This is a genomic window from Bradyrhizobium sp. LMTR 3 (genome assembly GCF_001693485.1).
GTDB lineage: Bacteria > Pseudomonadota > Alphaproteobacteria > Rhizobiales > Xanthobacteraceae > Bradyrhizobium.
This window is the reverse complement of the sequence record NZ_MAXC01000004.1, coordinates 211307-229668: the sequence shown is the minus strand read 5'-3', so window position 1 is coordinate 229668 and position 18362 is coordinate 211307. Positions and strand designations below refer to the sequence as shown.

At 63.2% G+C, this 18362-nt stretch carries 17 protein-coding genes; 8 read left to right on the top strand and 9 right to left on the bottom strand.

The window, feature by feature from the left end; all coding sequences use genetic code 11:
• The first annotated feature begins 370 nt into the window (after positions 1-370).
• From LMTR3_RS05370 to LMTR3_RS05350, 5 genes are all read left to right on the top strand, one after another.
• A complete protein-coding gene (locus LMTR3_RS05370) occupies positions 371-2149 on the top strand; it encodes a glucan ABC transporter ATP-binding protein/ permease (protein WP_065744030.1) in 1779 nt (592 codons plus the stop codon).
• Between the two features lie 211 nt (positions 2150-2360).
• Positions 2361-3836 (top strand): D-alanyl-D-alanine carboxypeptidase family protein, encoded by a 1476-nt coding sequence (locus tag LMTR3_RS05365; protein WP_065744029.1) that lies wholly within the window; start codon positions 2361-2363, stop codon positions 3834-3836.
• A gap of 273 nt (positions 3837-4109) precedes the next feature.
• Positions 4110-5792, top strand: a complete 1683-nt coding sequence (locus LMTR3_RS05360) for a long-chain fatty acid--CoA ligase (RefSeq protein ID WP_065744028.1) — start codon at positions 4110-4112, stop codon at positions 5790-5792.
• Positions 5793-5813: 21 nt separating this feature from the next.
• Positions 5814-6365, top strand: a complete 552-nt coding sequence (locus LMTR3_RS05355; RefSeq protein WP_065744027.1) for a DUF924 family protein — start codon at positions 5814-5816, stop codon at positions 6363-6365.
• A gap of 185 nt (positions 6366-6550) precedes the next feature.
• Positions 6551-7036, top strand: coding sequence for a peroxiredoxin (locus LMTR3_RS05350; protein ID WP_065744026.1), 486 nt, complete (start codon positions 6551-6553; stop codon positions 7034-7036).
• Between the two features lie 169 nt (positions 7037-7205).
• Here the strand turns inward: LMTR3_RS05350 and rnhA are convergent, their stop codons facing one another.
• The 3 genes from rnhA to ispH are packed head-to-tail and all read right to left on the bottom strand — an operon-like array spanning position 7206 to position 9621.
• Positions 7206-7670, bottom strand: coding sequence for a ribonuclease HI (gene rnhA / locus LMTR3_RS05345; protein ID WP_065744025.1), 465 nt, complete (start codon positions 7668-7670; stop codon positions 7206-7208).
• Entirely contained in the window at positions 7667-8647 is a 981-nt protein-coding gene (locus tag LMTR3_RS05340) for a homoserine kinase (RefSeq protein WP_065744024.1), read from the bottom strand. The genes rnhA and LMTR3_RS05340 overlap by 4 nt, the downstream gene beginning before the upstream one ends.
• A 5-nt stretch (positions 8648-8652) precedes the next feature.
• Positions 8653-9621, bottom strand: a complete 969-nt coding sequence (gene ispH, locus LMTR3_RS05335) for a 4-hydroxy-3-methylbut-2-enyl diphosphate reductase (RefSeq protein WP_028348105.1) — start codon at positions 9619-9621, stop codon at positions 8653-8655.
• Between the two features lie 219 nt (positions 9622-9840).
• Here ispH and LMTR3_RS05330 point away from each other — a divergent pair, with 219 nt between their 5' ends.
• On the top strand, positions 9841-10539 hold the full coding sequence (locus LMTR3_RS05330) for a DUF1013 domain-containing protein (RefSeq protein ID WP_065744023.1): 699 nt from the start codon (positions 9841-9843) through the stop codon (positions 10537-10539).
• Between the two features lie 64 nt (positions 10540-10603).
• Here the strand turns inward: LMTR3_RS05330 and LMTR3_RS05325 are convergent, their stop codons facing one another.
• From LMTR3_RS05325 to LMTR3_RS05305, 5 genes are all read right to left on the bottom strand, one after another.
• Entirely contained in the window at positions 10604-10864 is a 261-nt protein-coding gene (locus LMTR3_RS05325) for a SemiSWEET transporter (protein ID WP_028348103.1), read from the bottom strand.
• Positions 10865-11008: 144 nt separating this feature from the next.
• On the bottom strand, positions 11009-11215 hold the full coding sequence (locus LMTR3_RS05320; protein WP_065744022.1) for a DUF6494 family protein: 207 nt from the start codon (positions 11213-11215) through the stop codon (positions 11009-11011).
• A 13-nt stretch (positions 11216-11228) separates the two neighbouring features.
• A complete protein-coding gene (locus tag LMTR3_RS05315; protein WP_065744021.1) occupies positions 11229-11489 on the bottom strand; it encodes a hypothetical protein in 261 nt (86 codons plus the stop codon).
• 270 nt (positions 11490-11759) lie between these two features.
• Entirely contained in the window at positions 11760-13670 is a 1911-nt protein-coding gene (locus LMTR3_RS05310) for a propionyl-CoA synthetase (protein ID WP_065744020.1), read from the bottom strand.
• Positions 13671-13958: 288 nt separating this feature from the next.
• Entirely contained in the window at positions 13959-14723 is a 765-nt protein-coding gene (locus LMTR3_RS05305; protein ID WP_065744019.1) for a tetratricopeptide repeat protein, read from the bottom strand.
• A 210-nt stretch (positions 14724-14933) separates the two neighbouring features.
• Between LMTR3_RS05305 and LMTR3_RS05300 the strand changes: the two genes are divergently transcribed.
• Both LMTR3_RS05300 and LMTR3_RS05295 read left to right on the top strand, forming a co-directional pair.
• On the top strand, positions 14934-15704 hold the full coding sequence (locus LMTR3_RS05300; RefSeq protein WP_065744018.1) for a hypothetical protein: 771 nt from the start codon (positions 14934-14936) through the stop codon (positions 15702-15704).
• A gap of 125 nt (positions 15705-15829) precedes the next feature.
• Positions 15830-17368, top strand: a complete 1539-nt coding sequence (locus LMTR3_RS05295) for a cation:proton antiporter (protein WP_065744017.1) — start codon at positions 15830-15832, stop codon at positions 17366-17368.
• A gap of 49 nt (positions 17369-17417) precedes the next feature.
• Here the strand turns inward: LMTR3_RS05295 and LMTR3_RS05290 are convergent, their stop codons facing one another.
• Complete coding sequence (locus LMTR3_RS05290) at positions 17418-18221, bottom strand: SDR family NAD(P)-dependent oxidoreductase (protein WP_065744057.1); 804 nt, start codon at positions 18219-18221, stop codon at positions 17418-17420.
• Between the last annotated feature and the right edge of the window lie 141 nt (positions 18222-18362).

Below are 18362 nucleotides of genomic sequence, written 5' to 3'. Positions count from 1 at the left end.
CCAATCAGCACGCTCAGCAACCCGAATATCGCCAAAAGACATCGCATGCCTCCCGCCAAAATAGGTCGAAAGGCCTTGAATCACATTCACAAAATCCGGGGAATCACTTTCGGGGATCCCGTAGCCCGCAAGGGGGGAGGGAACCTATCCGTCGGTGCCTCTCTCACAAATGCTCGCGATGTTCAGCACTTGTGATGCGAAGGAAGTGAGGTGAGCAGACTGATCGGGCTCCCTCCCCCCTTGCGGGGGAGGGTTGGGGAGAGGGGTGCCGCTTGCTCAGGTCGTTGACGTGTGCGCCCGGCCTCACTAGTCGTCCCGAGCGATCCCTGTTTACAATGGGCGATTGAATCGCCTTGCGAGTCCTCATCTGATGTCCATGCTGCGCCTTTACACCCGTGTCCTCGAGCTGCTTGGCAAGGAGGCGCGGCTGGGCTGGATTCTCGCCGTCGCCAATCTCCTGCTGGCCGTGGCGCAATTCGCCGAGCCGGTACTGTTCGGCAAGATCGTCGACGTACTCTCGGGCAAGCCGCAGAGCGGGATGCTGGCCTCGAATTCGGCCTGGCCGCTGCTGGCGGCCTGGGTTGTATTCGGCCTGTTCACCATCGCCTGCAGCGCGCTCGTCGCCCTCCATGCCGACAAGCTGGCGCACCGCCAGCGCCAGGTGGTGCTGACCGACTATTTCGAGCACATCATGCAGCTACCGCTCACCTTCCACACCGGCACCCATTCGGGACGGCTGATGAAGGTGATGCTGAACGGCACCGATGCACTGTGGCGGCTCTGGCTCGCCTTCTTCCGCGAGCATTTTGCGGCGATCCTGTCACTGGTCGTACTGCTGCCGCTCGCGCTCTACATCAATTGGCGGCTAGCAATCCTGCTGTTCGTGCTGTGCGTGGTGTTCACGCTGCTGACCACGTTTGTCGTGCGCAAAACCTACGGAATGCAAAGCGACGTCGAGGCGCAGTACAGCGATCTCTCGGCGCGCGCATCCGACGCGCTCGGCAACGTTGCGCTGGTGCAAAGCTTCGTGCGGATCGACGCTGAAGTGCAGGGCCTGCGTTTCGTCGCCGACAAGCTGCTCGCCGCGCAGATGCCGGTACTGGGCTGGTGGGCGCTGGTCACCGTCATCACCCGCGCTTCCACCACCATCACCGTGCTCGCGATCTTTACCGTCGGCATCTACCTGCACGCGCAGGGACAGACGACGGTCGGCGAGATCGTGATGTTTGTCAGCTTCGCGACCATGCTGATCCAGAAGCTGGAACAGGTGGTGAGCTTCATCAACAGCGTGTTCATGGAGGCGCCAAGGCTGCAGGAATTCTTCGACGTGCTGGATGCTGTACCCGCAGTGCGCGACCGGCCCGGAGCGGTCGATACCGGACGGCTTTCCGGCCTCGTCGAATTCCACGACGTGTCGTTTTCCTATGACGGCAAACGGCCCGCGGTCGAAGACGTTTCGTTTACCGCTCTGCCCGGGCAGACCATCGCCCTGGTCGGCCCGACCGGCGCCGGCAAGTCGACGGCGATTGCGCTGTTGCATCGCGCCTTCGATCCGCAGTCCGGCATCATCAAGATCGACGGCATGGACATTCGCGCGTTGAAGCTGACGGCGCTGCGGCGGAACATCGGCGTGGTGTTCCAGGAGGCGCTGCTGTTCAACCGCTCGATCGCGGACAATCTGCTCGTCGGGAAGCCGGACGCGACAGACGAGGAAATGCGCGTCGCCGCAAGCCGCGCCCAGGCGCTGGAATTCATCGAGCGCAGCGAGAAGAAATTCGAGACCCATGCCGGCGAGCGCGGCCGGATGCTATCCGGCGGCGAGCGGCAGCGCCTGTCGATCGCCCGTGCGCTGCTGAAAGACCCGCCGATCCTGATCCTCGACGAGGCGACCAGCGCGCTCGACGCCGTCACCGAGGCCAAGGTCAACGCGGCGCTCGACGAGGTCATGAAGGGCCGCACCACCTTCGTGATCGCGCACCGGCTTTCGACCATTCGCAACGCGACCCGCATTCTGATGTTCGACAACGGGCGGGTGATCGAGAGTGGAACTTTCGATGAACTGGTCGCCATGGGCGGTCGCTTCGCGGAACTCGCCAAGGCCCAGTTCATGGTGCAGGAGAATGCCCGGGCCGGCATCAAGGTCAAATAGGCCGGCAAGCATCTGTTACGGTTCAATTATCGCCGAAATTGCGCCTACTTCGTCCACGATTAAATCGTCGGGCCTCTGTTCTGAATCGCCAAGCCGGTATAGCTTTGCGACTTGCCGCAATGCGACGGCGCCGGACACGCTTGAAACCCGAACATTTGATTTAAGGACCTCTCCTTTTCGAAGGCGGGTCTCAAAGGACCGGAACGGAAAAGTGCATCTTCTTCGCCCGTTGCTTCGCGCTTCCTCATTGAACCTGATTTTGCTGGCGACGGCGCTTGCCGTCATAACGCCGCGCGCCGTGCACGCCGAAGCGCTGCTGGTGGTCGAAGCCGATACCGGCAAGGTGCTGCAGGCCGACAATGCCACCATGCCCTGGTATCCCGCGTCGGTGACCAAGATCATGACGGCTTACGTCACGCTGAAGGCGGTCAAGGAAGGACGACTGTCGCTCGACACGCTCTTGACGGTGTCGCCGGTCGCCGCCTCGCAGTCGCCGTCCAAGATGGGTTTTCCTCCGGGCACCCAGGTCACCATCGACAACGCGCTCAAGATGATGATGGTGAAGTCGGCCAACGACATGGCCGTGGTGCTCGCCGAAGGCGTCGGCGGATCGGTCGACGGTTTCTCGGCGATGATGAACCAGACCGCCTTGCGGCTCGGCATGACGCAGACGAGTTATGTCAATCCCAACGGCCTGCCCGCGGATGGACAGATCACGTCGGCGCGCGACCTCGCGATGCTGGCACGCGCCGTCATTCGCGACCTGCCCGAGTACGAATACTTCATGCAGATCCCCTCGATCCGCTACGGCCGCAGGGTGACGCAGAATTTCAACAAGCTGATCGGGCGCTATCCCGGCGCCGACGGTTTCAAGACCGGCTTCATCTGCGCTTCCGGCTACAATCTGGTTGCGTCTGCGACGCGCAACGGCAAGCGGCTGATCGCCGTCGTGCTCGGCGCATCCTCAGGCCAGGCGCGGGCCATTCGTGCAGCGCAATTGCTGGAGCGCGGCTTCGGCAACGGGCTGGGCTGGCTGACGCCCGCGCTCGGCACCGTCGACAAACTGGTTCCGGTCGACGCGACGCCGCCGAACCTGCGCGACGAGATGTGCAACGGCAAGCGCAAGCGGCCGGCCACCGACGAGGACCCAGACATCGTGGCCAGCAACGGCAACACTTCGACTGGCGAGACCGCGGTGAACTTCTTCACGGCGGGGCTGCAGAACCACCCGGTCAAACCTGCGGATCTGCTGGCGGCTGCGGCGGAGCCGTCCGAGCCTGTTCCGGTCTATACCGGTCCAACCAAGACCGGCCCGGCATTGATCGCCGCCGTTGCAGCGGATGCCGAGAAGCAGACGCCAAAGCGCGGCAAGAAATCGACGATTGCAGCGAAGAAGCCTGACGCCGCAGCACCAAAGGCCGAAGCCAGCGCGAAGCCGGCAGCCAAGCCTGCTGCAGTCCGGCACGCGACTGCCAAGCCGGAGGCTGCTGCCAAGCCGGAGGCTGCCGCCAAGCCGGCCGCATCGGCCGAGAGAAAGCCGGCCGCATCGGCCGAAAGAAAGCCGGCAGCTTCCGCTGACAAAAAGCCGGCCGCCAAGCCCGTCGCCGTCGGAGACAAGCCCGCGCCGAAGCCGGCCAAGCCGAACGCCGCCGCTAAACCCAAAGGCGAAAACAAGCCGGCTGGTTAACGGGCCGCGGAGCCACGTAATTAGGCAGCTTTCCTGCCGTTCGACCGAACGATTCCAGATCGCCGAAATGCGTCGATAGCGCGCAGCCGCTTGCCATCGGCGGCGGCATTCACAATACTGCCCAAAACAAGGCATGCCCGGCCGAGAAACAGGGAGCCATAGCGTTTTCGAGCGAAGTGGGTACCGGTTCGCATGAAGAAAACGCGTCAAACAAAAATTAGAGCACGGATCTGATGCAATCAGAGCCGGGCTCGGAACCAGAGGGGAAATACCATGGAGCGGATCTGGCTCAAGCAATATCCGGCCGGCGTGCCAGCCGATATCGACGTCACCCAGTACTCGTCGCTGGGCGAGCTGTTGGAAGAAAGCTTCAAGAAGTTCGCCGATCGCAAGGCATTCATCTGCATGGACAAGTCGATCAGCTACCGCGACCTCGACGAGATGTCCCAGGCACTCGGTGCCTATCTGCAGAGCAAGGGCCTGCAAAAGGGCGCCCGCGTCGCGCTGATGATGCCGAACGTGCTGCAGTACCCGGTCTCGACCGCCGCCGTGCTGCGCGCGGGATATGCGGTGGTGAATGTCAATCCGCTCTACACCCCGCGCGAGCTCGAGCATCAGCTCAAGGATTCCGGCGCGGAAGCGATCATCGTGCTGGAGAATTTCGCCACCACGGTGCAGCAGGTGATTGCGAGGACCTCCGTGAAGCACGTGATCGTCGGCAGCATGGGCGACCTACTCGGCTTCAAGGGCGTGATCGTCAATCTCGTCGTGCGCAAGGTGAAGAAGATGGTGCCGGCGTGGTCGCTTCCAGGCTCCGTCTCGTTCAACGATGCGCTCTCCGCCGGCCGCAGCATGAAGCTGAGCAAGCCGCAACTGACGCGCGATGACGTCGCTTTCCTGCAATATACCGGCGGCACCACCGGCGTCTCCAAGGGCGCGACGCTGCTGCACAAGAACATCCTCGCCAACGTGCTGCAGAACGACGCCTGGCTGCAGCCGGCGCTGAAGAAGTCCCCGCATGTCGACCAACTCTTCGTCGTCTGCGCGCTGCCGCTCTACCACATCTTCGCGCTGACGGCGTGCTTCCTGCTGGCGGTGCGGGCCGGCGGCGTCAACCTGTTGATTCCGAATCCGCGCGATATACCGGGCTTCATCAAGGAATTGATGAAGTACCAGGTCAACAGCTTCCCGGCGGTCAACACGCTCTACAACGCCCTGCTCAACGCGCCCGGGTTCGACAAGGTCGACTTCTCCAAGCTGAAAACCTCGTTCGGCGGCGGCATGGCGACGCAAAAGGCAGTCGCCGAGAAATGGCTCAAGGTCACCGGCTGCGCGCTGTCGGAAGGCTACGGGCTGTCCGAGACCTCGCCGACGCTGACCTGCAACCCCGCCGACGCCGATCAGTTCTCCGGCTCGATCGGCATTCCCGTGCCCTCGACCTACATCTCGATCCGCGACGACGACGGCAAGGAAGTGCCGCTCGGCGAGCCGGGCGAGATCTGCGCCAAGGGACCGCAGGTGATGACCGGCTACTGGAATCGGCCGGAAGAGACCGCGAACGTGATGACCGCGGACGGCTTCTTCCGCACCGGCGACATCGGCGTCATGGACGAACGCGGCTACACCAAGATCGTCGACCGCAAGAAGGACATGATCCTGGTCTCGGGCTTCAACGTCTATCCGAACGAGATCGAGGAAGTGATCGCGGGGCATCCAGGCGTGCTCGAATGCGCCGTGATCGGTGTGGCGGATTCGAAGTCGGGCGAGGCGGTGAAGGCCTTCATCGTCAAGAAGGACCCAAACCTTTCGGCCGAAGACGTCATCAAGTACTGCACCACGCAGCTCACCGCCTACAAGGTCCCCAAGCAGATCGAGTTCAGGACCGATTTGCCCAAGACCAATGTCGGCAAGATCCTGCGCCGCGAACTGCGCGACGAGAAGAAGGCCGCGGCGTAAGGCGCAGGCGGACCTCTCGACATGACGGAGACCAACGTCGCGCCAGCCGACATTCTGGCCTTCTGGCGCGACGCCGGCCCTGATCGCTGGTACACGCGCGACGACGCTTTCGATGCGGAGGTATGCCGGCGCTTTCTCGGCCTTTGGCAGAGAGCGGCGGCCGGCGAATTATCGTCATGGGAGACGAGCGATGACGGCGCGCTGGCGCTCGTCATCGTGCTCGACCAGTTTCCCCGCAACATGTTCCGCGGCGACATCAGGACCTATGCCAGCGACCGCCTCGCCCGTGAGGTGGCGCACCGCGCCGTCGACCGCGGCGTCGACGCGCGGATCGATCCCGGTTTGCGTGAATTCCTCTATCTGCCTTTCATGCATTCGGAGCACCTGGGCGACCAGTTGCGCTGCATCGAGCTGTCACGCGCGGCCGGCCATACCGAAAGCCTGAAATGGGCCGAGCACCACGCTGATATCATCCGGCGTTTCGGCCGCTTTCCCCACCGCAACCACCTTTTGGGCCGCGCCACAACGCCGGAGGAGCAGGCATTCCTCGATGAAGGCGGCTTTTCGCCGTGATGACGCAAGCGTGAACGGTCTCGACCGTTGCCGTTTCTCCTCCCCTGAATATTGTGCCGTTCACCTGCCCGGTCTGGAGCGTCCGCTCCAGATTGTTGTTTTGACGCGTTTTCTTCACGCGAACCGGTACCCACTTCGCTCGAAAACGCTATAAACACGAACCGCTCATTGAGGGAGAATTGACGATGACGATCCAAGTTGGCGACAAGCTGCCGGAAGCCAAGTTTCGCGTGATGACGGCGGAAGGCCCGCAGGTCAAAACCACCGACGACATTTTCAAGGGCAAGAAGGTAGCGCTGTTCGCGGTGCCCGGCGCCTACACCGGCACCTGCCACAAGATGCACCTGCCGAGCATCTTCCTCAACGCTTATGCCATCAAGGACAAGGGCGTGAACATCATCGCCATCGTCTCCGTCAACGACGCCTTTGTCATGAATGCGTGGAAGCGCGACACCGACCAGCGCGACGAAGCCGTATTCCTCGCCGACGGCAATGCCGACTTCACCAAGGCGATCGGCATGGAGCTCGATGCCTCCGGCAATGGCCTCGGCATCCGCTCCAAGCGCTATTCGATGCTGGTGGAAGACGGCGTGGTGAAGAAGCTCAACCTCGAGCCCGCGCCGGGCAAGGTCGAAGTTTCCGGCGGCGATACGCTGCTGGGGCAGCTCTGAGTGTTACCACGACATCGCGCTCTCTTCTTCCTTCTCCCCTTGTGGGAGAAGGTGGCGCGAAGCGCCGGATGAGGGGTCTGTATCCGCGGAGAGAACCCCTCACCCGTCTCAATCGCGCTTTGCGCGATCGATCCACCCTCTCCCACAAGGGGAGAGGGGAAGAGGAGCCCTACTTCACTACTCTCTCCTGCAACCTCGCCATCGCCACGCCCTCGCGCGCGAGTTGATCGGCGCGCTCGTTTTCGGCGTGGCCGGCGTGGCCCCTGATCCAGTGCCAACGCACCTCGTGCGGTTTCAGCGCGGCATCGAGGCGCTGCCAGAGATCGACGTTCTTGACCGGCTTCTTGTCTGCGGTGCGCCAGCCGTTCCGCTTCCAGCCATGGATCCAGCCGCTGATGCCCTGGCGGACATACTGGCTGTCGGTGGTGAGATCGACCACGCACGGCTTTTTCAGTGCTTCCAGCGCCGAGATCGCCGCCATCAGCTCCATGCGGTTGTTGGTGGTGTGCGGCTCGCCGCCCTTCAGTTCTTTCTCTTTATCGCCGAATCTCAGAATCGCGCCCCAGCCGCCGGGGCCGGGATTGCCCGAGCAGGCGCCGTCGGTGAAAACCGTCACGTGCGGCAATTCGCTCAAGCGACAAATCCGGGCTGGGCCAGGCCGTAGTCGCGCACGCTGGAAACGCTCTGGTGGAAGCGCAGCTTGCGGACGTATTCGAGCGGGTCCTTCGGCTTCACCAGCGCGCCCGGCGGCACGTTGAGAAAATCGACGAGCCGCGTCAGGAGGAAGCGCAGCGCCGAGCCGCGCGCGAGCAGCGGCAGCGCTTCCTGCTCGGTATCAGACAATTGCCGCTCGCGGCCATAGGCGTTGAGCAGCGCGCGCGCCTTGGTGACGTTGAACGAATGATCCGGCTCAAAACACCACGCATTCAGGCAGATCGCGACGTCGTAGGCCAGGATGTCGTTGCAGGAAAACGGGAAGTCGATCAGGCCGGACAGTTTGTCGCCGAGGAAGAAGACATTGTCGGGAAACAGATCGGCGTGGATGACGCCGAGCGGCAGATCCTTGGGCCAGCACGCCTCGAGGTGATCGAGCTCGCGCGCGATGAAGTCCTGCAAGCCGGGCGCGACGCTGTCGGCGCGCGATGCGGCGAGATCGAACAGCGGCCGCCAGCCCTCGACCGACAGCGGGTTCTTGCGGAACATCGGGAAGTCGCGGCCCGCCAGATGCATCTTTGCCAGCGCCTCGCCGACGCCGGTGCAATGCGCGGCATTAGGCCGCCGCGGCCACATGCCTTCGAGAAAGTTGATGATCGCCGCGGGACGCCCGGCCAGTTCGCTGTAGACTTCGCCCTTGCGGTTACGGGCGGGCTGCGGGCAACGCACGCCGCGCTCGGCCAGATGCGCCATCAGCGACAGGAAGTAAGGCAAATCGTCCACCGCCACGCGCTTTTCATAGAGCGTGAGGATGAAGGCACCCTTGCTGCTATGCAGCAGAAAATTGGAATTCTCGACGCCTTCAGCGATGCCCTTGTAGGAGAGCAACTCGCCGATGTCGTAGCCCTTCAGGAACTCCGCGAGGTCTTCGGCGGCGACGTCGGTGTAAACCGCCATCGCGACTACTCGGCGGCAGCTTCGGGCCGCAGCGAACGCGGCAGCGGGAAGAACTCATTCTCCTCCGCGGCCGACACCGTCTCCACATGCAATTCGAACCGCTCGGCGAAGGCGCCCATGATTTCCTCGACGATCACTTCCGGCGCGGACGCGCCCGCCGTGATGCCGAGGCTCTTGATGCCCTCGAAGCGCGACCAGTCGAGATCCGAGGCGCGCTGCGCCAGCACCGAGACCGGGCAGCCCTCACGCTCGGCGACTTCGCGCAGGCGCTGCGAGTTCGACGAGTTCGGCGCGCCGACCACGATCAGGGCATCGACAACCGGCGCCACCTTCTTCACCGCGAGCTGGCGGTTGGTGGTGGCGTAGCAGATGTCTTCCTTGTGCGGGCCGTTGATGTTCGGGAAGCGCTCCTTGAGCAGCGCGACGATCTCGGCGGTGTCGTCGATCGACAACGTCGTCTGGGTCACGAAAGCGAGGTTGTTCGGATCCTTCGGCGCGAACGTCTTGGCATCCTCAGCGGTCTCGATCAGCGTCACCGCGCCCGTCGGCAACTGCCCGAGCGTGCCGACCACCTCGGGGTGATGCGAATGCCCGATCAGCAGGATTTCACGGCCGCGCTTGAAGTGGATCGCGGCCTCGCGGTGCACCTTGGTAACGAGCGGGCAGGTTGCGTCCAGCGAGAAGAAATTGCGGGCGCGGGCGTCCGCCGGAACCGATTTGGGAACCCCGTGGGCCGAAAACACCACCGGGGCGTTGGTATTGTCCGGGATTTCGGCGAGTTCCTCGACGAAAATCGCGCCCTTGGTCTTCAGGCTGTCGACCACGTAGCGGTTATGCACGATCTCGTGCCGGACATAGACGGGGGCGCCATAGATGGCGAGCGCCCGCTCCACGGTATCGATGGCCCGCACCACCCCGGCGCAGAAGCCGCGGGGGGAACAAAGCACGATTCTGAGGTCTGGTTTGGCTGGCATGGGGCGCTATCTCGGGACCGAATCACCCCTTGCCGGCGGGCAGGGAACGGCCAATTCGGATAAGGACTTGGGACTGCTTTCGAGCTGTGTCAAGGCACTTTAGCAGACCATTGCGCCAGTGGGGCCGGAAGGCCTATATAGGCGTTGAATTCCCGTCATCACCGATGACCACAGGCTTCGCCTCCGAAAGAGGTGGGCGAGGCACAAAGGAGATTTGCCATGAGCAATGCACCGCTGATGCCCAAGGCGACGGCCGTGTGGCTGGTTGATAATACCGCTTTGACCTTCGACCAGGTGGCCGATTTCACCAAAATGCACCCTCTCGAGGTCCGCGCCATCGCCGATGGCGACGCCGCCCAGGGGATCAAGGGCATGGACCCGATTTCGACCGGTCAATTGACCCGCGACGAGATCGAAAGGGGCGAAAAGGACCCGAACTACCGCCTCAAGCTCGGCGAGAGCAAGGTGGTGCTGCCGCCAGCCGCCAAGAAGAAGGGCCCGCGCTATACGCCGGTGTCGCGCCGCCACGAGCGGCCGAGTGCGATCCTGTGGCTGGTCCGCAACCATCCTGAACTGAAGGACGCGCAGATCATGCGCCTGGTCGGCACCACCAAGACCACCATCGCCTCAGTCCGCGACCGCACCCACTGGAACGCCTCGACGCTGACCCCAATGGACCCGGTGACGCTCGGCCTGTGCTCGCAGATCGAGCTCGATTTCGAGGTGCAACGCGCGGCGAAGGAAAAGCCGGTGCCCGCGGCTTACGGCGGCGCCACCCTGCTGCCGGCCTCCGAGACCACGAAAAAGGAGCCGGAATTCGAGCCGAGCGAGAAGTCGGAGGACGACCTCAACGTCGATGCCGTGTTCGCCAAACTCAAGAACATCGGCGGCAAGAAGCAGGACGAAGACGAGGAGTAAGATTATCGGCTACGGCCGATGTCGAACGCGGCGGGGCAACCTGCCGCGTTTTTTGTTTGGGGGCTCAGCCGTATTTCAGCTTCATGAACAGGATCCCGCCGGCCAGGACGATCGTTATGGCATTGGCGATGATGAGCGGGACATCGCCGGAAAACAGGCCGTACAGCAGCCAAAGCACGAGCCCGAGCAGCATGACGAGGAACATGCCCAGTGAAATGTCCTCCGTGGAGCGGGTTCTCCAGACCTTGATGAATTGCGGGGCATAAGCGAGGGTTGTGCACGTCGCGGCGGCAAACCCCAGCAGCTTGATTGCAAGTTGTTCCATGCCCGACTTATAGCATCGATTCGAAACGTGCGCGGCGGTGGCAGGACAAGCCGTTACTGCAAAGTATCTTTTTTTTGCGCGACGGCCGTGCGCTGCCCCAACAGGGGCTTCGCGCCTGCAACTGCAGGGTCCCGAAGAAACCGCTCAGCCCAGATCGATCTCCTCGTCAATCTCATGCGACAGGCCGATGCCGCTGATCGTGAGAACCATCTTCGCCGGCAACTTTTCATGGCCCTTCAGCTTTCCCGACTCGATGGCATCGCGCACGGCCTTTTCGATCTCACGCTGCGAGGTGACGCCGACTTGCTTGAGAAATTTGCGCAGGCTGACGTTGAAGACATCTTCGTTCATACGGACCTCCTGATCACGGCCTGGTCGGATTGTTCAGCATCTGCTCGGCGAGATTGCGCTGGGCGCGGTCGGTACGCGCATTGGCGTTGCCGCGCTGGACGTCGCGGTTCTTGCGGCAGTTGACGTAATCGTTGGAACCCGGCGCAACATTGTTGGAGCGACAGAACGCGTCATCGTCGGCGCTGGTGTCGACCATGGTCGGCTGGCCGCGTTCGAGGCAACCCGCGAGCAGTGGTGCGATGAGGAGGAATGCGAGTGGCAGGTTACGTCGCATGCTCTGTCCCTTCCAGGTTTCATCATTGCCGGGCGCCCGTCCCCAACTTGATCGGGATGAGCCGGCAATCCATCGAAATAATGGCAGCCTGCTTTGACGATGATGGATGCCCGGGTCAAGCCCGGGCATCATAAGGTCCGTCATTCCGGGCGGTCCGCAGGACCGAACTATGGGGCGCCCTTGCGCCCCTGAGAATCTCGAGGTTCCCCGGTGCGCAATTGCGCACCTGAGGTTCGATGCTTTGCATCGCCCCGGAACGACGACAGTCGCTTACACCCTGCCCTTCAGCGCGTCGCCGATTTCGTCGAGCACCTTGGGGTCCTCGATGGTGGCCGGCATGGTCCAGCTTTCGCCGTCGGCGATCTTCTTGATGGTGCCGCGCAGGATTTTTCCCGAGCGCGTCTTCGGCAGGCGCCCCACCGTGATCGCCAGCTTGAAGGCCGCGACCGGTCCAAGCTTGTCGCGCACCAGCGCCACGATCTCCTTTTCGATCTCGGCCGGAGCTCGCGTCACGCCGGCCTTCAGCACCAGGAAGCCGCAAGGTACCTCGCCCTTGATCGCATCCTTGACGCCGAGCACGGCGCATTCGGCGACATCAGGGTGAGAGGCCAGAATTTCCTCCATGCCGCCGGTGGAGAGTCGATGGCCGGCGACATTGATGATGTCGTCGGTACGGCCCATCACCCAGACATAGCCGTCCTCGTCCTTGTAGCCGGCATCTGAGGTCTTGTAGTAGCCGGGGAATTCGGTGAGGTAGGCTTCCCTGAAGCGCTCATCCTGCTGCCACAGCGTCGGCAGGCAGCCGGGCGGCATCGGCAGCTTGATCACGATCGAGCCCATGGTGCCTGCCGCGACCTGCTTGGAGGCCTCGTCGACCACGTCGACCTGATAGCCCGGCATCGGCACCGTCGGCGAGCCGTGCTTGACCGGCAACATGCCAAGGCCCACCGGATTGCCGGCGATGCACCAGCCGGTCTCGGTCTGCCACCAATGATCGATGACCGGCACCTTCAACTGCGCTTCCGCCCATTCCACCGTCGGCGGATCGGCGCGCTCGCCGGCCAGGAACAGCGTGCGGAATTTCGACAGATCGTATTTGCGGATGAACGCGCCGTCCGGATCTTCCTTGCGGATGGCGCGGAAGGCGGTCGGCGCGGTGAACAGCGCGACGGCCTTGTGCTCGGAAATGACGCGCCAGAACGCGCCGGCGTCGGGCGTGCCGATCGGCTTGCCCTCATACATGATCGAGGTGGCGCCATGGATCAGCGGGCCGTAGACGATGTAGCTGTGGCCGACCACCCAGCCGATGTCGGAGCCGCACCACCAGACCTCGCCCGGCTTGACGCCGTAGAGATTGAACATCGACCATTTCAGCGCGACCAGATGCCCGCCATTGTCGCGCACGACGCCCTTCGGAACTCCCGTTGTACCTGACGTGTAGAGAATATAGAGCGGATCGGTGGCGAGCACCGGCGTGCAGGGCGCGGCCTTGCCGGCGTCGAGCGCCGCGCGGCGGAGCGCCGCCCAATCATGATCGCGGCCGGCGGTGAGTTCGCAAAGATGCTGCGGCCGCTGCAGGATGACGCAGGCCTGCGGTTTGGCACTGGAGAGCTTGATCGCCTCGTCGAGCAGCGGCTTGTATTGCACGATGCGGCCGGGCTCGATCCCGCAGCTCGCCGAGAAGATCAGCTTCGGCTTGGCGTCCTCGATCCGCGTTGCGAGTTCTTTGGCGGCAAAGCCGCCGAACACGACACTGTGCACCGCGCCGATCCGCGCGCAGGCCAGCATCGCGAACACCGCTTCCGGCACCAGCGGCATATACAGGATGACGCGGTCGCCCTTGGCGACGCCGAAGTCGGTCATCACGGCGGCGAGCGTCTGCACCTCCTTCAGCATCTCGGCATAGGTGAATTTCGAGATCGTATTGGTGAGCGGCGAATCGTGGATCAGCGCGACCTGGTCGGCGCGTCCGCCCGCGACATGGCGGTCGAGTGCGTTGTAGCAGGTGTTGACCACGGCGCCGGCGAACCATTGGCCATACGCGCCCATCGAGGGATCGAAGATCTTCTTGGCCGGCTCGATCCAGTCGATCTCGCGCGCGGCGTCAGCCCAAAATGCCTCCGGGTCCGCCAGCGAGCGGGCATGGACCTCATGATAGCGGCTGTTGTCTTGGATGTTCATGGCGCACTCCCCGCTCGTTCGCCCATGGTCGTCATGCCCGGCCTTGTGCCGGGCATCCACGTGCTTGCTTCACCTCAAAATTCGCAAGGCGTGGATGGCCGGGACAAGCCCGGCCATAACGGCTGGGCAGCATTTATTTCAGGCATTGTCACGGGAAGTTGCGCCAGATCAAGCCGGGAATGGCTTGACCGTTCGACTAAGCTCTACTGCCGGGCGATGGAAGTGAGCTTCTCACCGGCAGCCATCGCGCCGCGCTGGCGTATCCCCTCATCGGGCCCAAAAAACGGCCTAGTACCCGTCGATCCCGTTGATCTGCTGCAGGCGGTCGCGCATGGCCTTTTTCAGATCGTAGCCGGGCCGGCCGTACTCTGCGTTGCGGCGGGCGATGTATTCCTCCTGCTCCCGCCGCAGCTTGCGCGCCTGCTGTGGGGTCATCTTCTCAGCGGCCGTCCTGATATAGGAGGCTTGAACCTCGCGATCGAGATCGGCGAGTTCGGGATTGGCGCATATCTCCTTCTCCACCTTGCGGCGGGCAGTGGCACAGTTGAAGCTCGGTTTGCCGGCGACCGCCTTCAGCGCGCCCTGCCGCTCCGCCTCCTGCGCCAGCGCCCGATGGTTGGCTCTTGCGACGACGTGGTCCGGGTTCAGCTTGATTGCCGCGGCAAAATCGGCCACCGCCTTGGGCAGATCACCCTTCTTGCGCCAGAGTTCGCCACGCGCGTTGTGAACATCGGCGTGCGCCGGATCGAGCCGCAACACGCCATCATAGTCGGCGATGGCGCGGTCGATCATGTCCTTGCGCTCATAGGCGGTCGCACGTGCAATCAGTGCCTTGATGCGGTCGGCCTTTTCGGTCTTTGCGTTGTCGATCAGCGCGCTGCAGAGATGCACCGTCCTGTCGTGATCATGCGCAAGGCCGGCGGCAAGACAGGCGGCAGGATCAATGCGTATATCCTCGCCCGGCTCGGTCCCGGTCGCCGATGCATCATGCGCATACGTCAGCGACAGCAGGGAAGCCACGACCAGGCTGCGGATGTGGGGATAGCCTCGCATCAATTGATCCGGAAAGTGCTGTCGATTGTGTCGCGATCCTAGCAAGTGACCTGCGTTTTCGACAAGCAGCCTGCAGATTTCCAGTTCGCAAGAACAGATTTTGGCCGAAACGTGACCTGCGGGAAACGTAATTCGCTTCACAGACGGAAGAATACGATCCGTGAGAAAATCTGCCGTGAACCTTTTGCAGTTCTCGCGGACTCAACAGCCATGACCACATTGACCGACTTCAATCCGCCGCGCACCATCGCGCAATCCCAAACCGGCTACTTCTACTTCTACATGGCCCTGGCCTGCACGGCCGTCGCCTTTCTCGGCTTCGCGCCGACCTACTGGCTGCCACTGGCGAAGCGATCGTTCTCGGCCTCGCCCGTCGTGCACTTTCACGGCCTGCTGTTTTTCGCCTGGTCGCTTTACTTTGCATTCCAGAGCTGGCTTGCCGCATCCGGCAACGTCGCCCGGCACCGCGCCATCGGCATGATCGGCGTCTCGCTGGCGACCGCGATGACGATTTTCGGCTTCCTGGTCGCGGTCAACGCGATGAAGCGCTCCGCGGCGGCGGGATTGACCGATGAAGGAATCGCATTTTCGATCGTTCCGCTCAGCGGAATTCTGTTCTTTGCCGTCGTGTTCACGCTGGCGATTGCCGCGATCCGGCGGCCGGAAACCCATAAGCGGCTGATGCTGCTGGCCAGCATTTCGCTGCTGGATGCCGCGGTCGCCCGCTGGTTTCTCACCTTCCTCGCGCCTCCCGGCCCGCTCGGCCCGCCGCCGGTCCCCGTGACCATCCCGCCGGCCCTCGTCGCCTATCTCCTGCTGGTGGCTGCCATCGTTTTCGACTGGCGAACGCGCGGCCGGCCGCATCCGGTTTATGTCTACGGCGGCATTGCGCTGATCGCGATCAAGTTTCTGAACTGGCCGATCAGCCTCTCTCCGCTGTGGCATTCCTTCGCTGGCGGCATATTGGCGATGGCGCAGTAGCGACGAGTACAACTTGCCAGGCTGAGCTGATCGTCCGAATAAGGACAAGCTTCAGCCGGGAAAACCTGCCGGTTTTGGTGCTAGATTGATGGCGACATTGATCTCGGCCGGCAGGGAATCCCGAATTGCAAGCATTTGAATGGATCATCGGGCTGCTGCTTGGCGCGGTGCTGCTATCCGCGCTTGCGCGGCGGCTCAACGTGCCCTACCCGACATTTCTTGCGCTTGGCGGCATGTTGCTGGCATTCGTGCCTTCGGGACCGCAATGGACACTGGAGCCGGATCTGGCGCTGGCGCTGTTCGTCGCGCCGGTGTTGCTGGATGCGGCTTTCGACACGTCGCTGCGCGACCTCCGAAACAACTGGCTGCCTGTCTCCACGCTCGTCCTCGTCGCCGTCGGCCTCACCACCGCGTCGGTCGCGGTGTTGGTGCACTGGCTTCTGCCCGACATGCCCTGGGCCGCAGCGGTCGCGCTTGGCGCCATCGTCGCACCGCCCGATGCTGCTGCGGCGACGGCAATCCTGCGTCAGGTCAACCTGCCACACCGTCTGCTCAAGATTCTCGAAGGCGAGAGCCTGCTCAATGACGCCAGCGCGCTGTTGGTCTATCGCGTCGCCGTCGGCGTCGCGATGGCCCATCATTTCAGATGGAGTGAGCACGCCCCCTCGATCGCGTTCGCATTAATCGGAAGCCTGCTGGCTGGCTATCTGTGTGCCCGGCTTTGGATGCCGTTGACCCAGCGGATCACGGAAGCGCCGAGCGCGATCATCACGCAATTCGCCGGCACCTTCACGGTATGGATCGTCGCCGAGCATATCGGCTTGTCCGGGATCCTCACCATCGTCGCCTATGCGATCACGCTCGCGCGCACCTCTCCGGCGCGAATGCCGGCGCGGCTGCGCGTGCCCACCTATGCGGTGTGGGAAACCGCCGTCTTTGTCCTCAATGTGCTGGCATTCGTGCTGATCGGGTTGCAGTTGCGGCCGATTTGGGAACGGCTCGATGATGCCGTGCGGTTGAAGTATTGTCTGGTCGCCGCCGCCGTGCTCGGCATCGTAATCCTGACGCGCATCGTCTGGGTGATGTCGTACGGCGCGGTGCTGCGGCTTGTGATCGCGCGCCGTCTACTCCACCCGAAACGGCCAATGACCGCGCCGACCATTCGGGGCGGCATAGTCGTCTCCTGGTGCGGCATGCGCGGCATCGTTACGCTGGCGGCGGCCTTCGCGCTGCCCGAAGACTTTCCATATCGCGACCTGATGCTGCTGACAGCATTCACTGTGGTGCTGGGATCGCTTGTGATTCAGGGCCTGACACTACGGCCGCTGATCACGGCACTGCGGCTGCGGGATGAGAACCCGGTGGCGTCGGAAGTCGCACGCGCGCGGGCGGCAGCCTATCGGGCGGCGCTCGATGAAATCGACGGCGACCCATCCGAGGCAGCCGAGTTGCTCCGGCTTGAATACCGCGCACTGTTGCTCGGCGCCCGGGACGATGGCGGCCTCACCAGCGGCGAACTGCCGGCCGACCCGCTGCGCCGCCGCGCGATTCGCGCCGCGCGGCAATCGCTCCTCAATCTGCGGGAATCCGAGGAAATCGGCGACGATGCATTTCACCAGCTCGAAGAAGAACTGGACTGGGCGGAGTTGAGCGCGCGGGGCTGACCTTGTCGTCCCGGCGTTCGCCGGGACGACAAGGGAGTGGTTGTCGCGGCTAGCTCGACTTCACCGTTATCCCGCCGTCGACCACGAGCTCGATTCCAGTGACGTAACGGGATTCGTCGGAGGCGAGAAACAGCGCGGCATTGGCAACGTCCCAGGCGTCGCCCATGTGCCCCATCGGCACCTGCGCGTCGCGCGCCCGCCACATCGCTTCGACATCGCCGGCCGAATAGCTTGCAGCAAGGCCGGCCGAGTGCTCGACCATCGGCGTCTTCATCAGGCCCGGCAGGATGCAGTTCACGCGAACATGGTCTTTCGCGAATTGCACGGCGGTGGTGCGCGTCATCTGGTTCATCGCCGCCTTCGAGGCGCCATAGGTGACGTAGGAGATGCCGAGATGGCGAATCGATGCGATCGACGAGATGTTGATGACCGAGCCGCCGCCCTGCTTCTGCATCACGGGAATGACGTGCTTCATGGCAAAATAGGCGCTCTTGAGATTGACCGCGAAAACGTGGTCCCAGCTTGCCTCGTTCACTTCGACGACGCTGCCCATTTCGGCGATGCCGACATTGTTGTCGAGCACGTCGATGCGGCCATAGGCCTTCAGGCACGCGGCCACCATCGCCTCGACCTCGGCCTCGCGCGAAACGTCGGCGGTGAAGGCGGCAGCCTTGCCGCCCTCGCCCGTGATGATGCTGACGGTTTCTTTTGCGGCAGCCGCATTGCGATCGACGCAGAACACGCTGGCACCCTCGCGCGCGAAGGTGACGGCGGTCGCCTTGCCATTGCCCCAGCCGGGACCGATCGATCCCGCGCCCACCACCATCGCCACCTTGCCCTTGAGCCGTTCCATCGACTTCTTCTCCCTTTGGGTTGTCGTTGCATTGCAGCGCGCACGAATGCGGCGCATCCGAATTTTGGGGCGGGAAATTGGACGGACGGCGGCCCTGGGTCAACCTGTCCGAAAAGCTAAAGCAGCGACTTGGACATAGGC

What these genes read in the sequence shown, in the direction of transcription:
- LMTR3_RS05370 (WP_065744030.1), top strand. Translation starts at nt 371, where the DNA reads ATGTCCATGCTGCGCCTTTACACCCGTGTCCTCGAGCTGCTTGGCAAG.
- LMTR3_RS05360 (WP_065744028.1), top strand. Translation starts at nt 4,110, where the DNA reads ATGGAGCGGATCTGGCTCAAGCAATATCCGGCCGGCGTGCCAGCCGAT.
- LMTR3_RS05355 (WP_065744027.1), top strand. Translation starts at nt 5,814, where the DNA reads ATGACGGAGACCAACGTCGCGCCAGCCGACATTCTGGCCTTCTGGCGC.
- LMTR3_RS05350 (WP_065744026.1), top strand. Translation starts at nt 6,551, where the DNA reads ATGACGATCCAAGTTGGCGACAAGCTGCCGGAAGCCAAGTTTCGCGTG.
- LMTR3_RS05340 (WP_065744024.1), bottom strand. Translation starts at nt 8,647, where the DNA reads ATGGCGGTTTACACCGACGTCGCCGCCGAAGACCTCGCGGAGTTCCTG.
- ispH (WP_028348105.1), bottom strand. Translation starts at nt 9,621, where the DNA reads ATGCCAGCCAAACCAGACCTCAGAATCGTGCTTTGTTCCCCCCGCGGC.
- LMTR3_RS05330 (WP_065744023.1), top strand. Translation starts at nt 9,841, where the DNA reads ATGAGCAATGCACCGCTGATGCCCAAGGCGACGGCCGTGTGGCTGGTT.
- LMTR3_RS05325 (WP_028348103.1), bottom strand. Translation starts at nt 10,864, where the DNA reads ATGGAACAACTTGCAATCAAGCTGCTGGGGTTTGCCGCCGCGACGTGC.
- LMTR3_RS05320 (WP_065744022.1), bottom strand. Translation starts at nt 11,215, where the DNA reads ATGAACGAAGATGTCTTCAACGTCAGCCTGCGCAAATTTCTCAAGCAA.
- LMTR3_RS05315 (WP_065744021.1), bottom strand. Translation starts at nt 11,489, where the DNA reads ATGCGACGTAACCTGCCACTCGCATTCCTCCTCATCGCACCACTGCTC.
- LMTR3_RS05310 (WP_065744020.1), bottom strand. Translation starts at nt 13,670, where the DNA reads ATGAACATCCAAGACAACAGCCGCTATCATGAGGTCCATGCCCGCTCG.
- LMTR3_RS05305 (WP_065744019.1), bottom strand. Translation starts at nt 14,723, where the DNA reads ATGCGAGGCTATCCCCACATCCGCAGCCTGGTCGTGGCTTCCCTGCTG.
- LMTR3_RS05300 (WP_065744018.1), top strand. Translation starts at nt 14,934, where the DNA reads ATGACCACATTGACCGACTTCAATCCGCCGCGCACCATCGCGCAATCC.
- LMTR3_RS05290 (WP_065744057.1), bottom strand. Translation starts at nt 18,221, where the DNA reads ATGGAACGGCTCAAGGGCAAGGTGGCGATGGTGGTGGGCGCGGGATCG.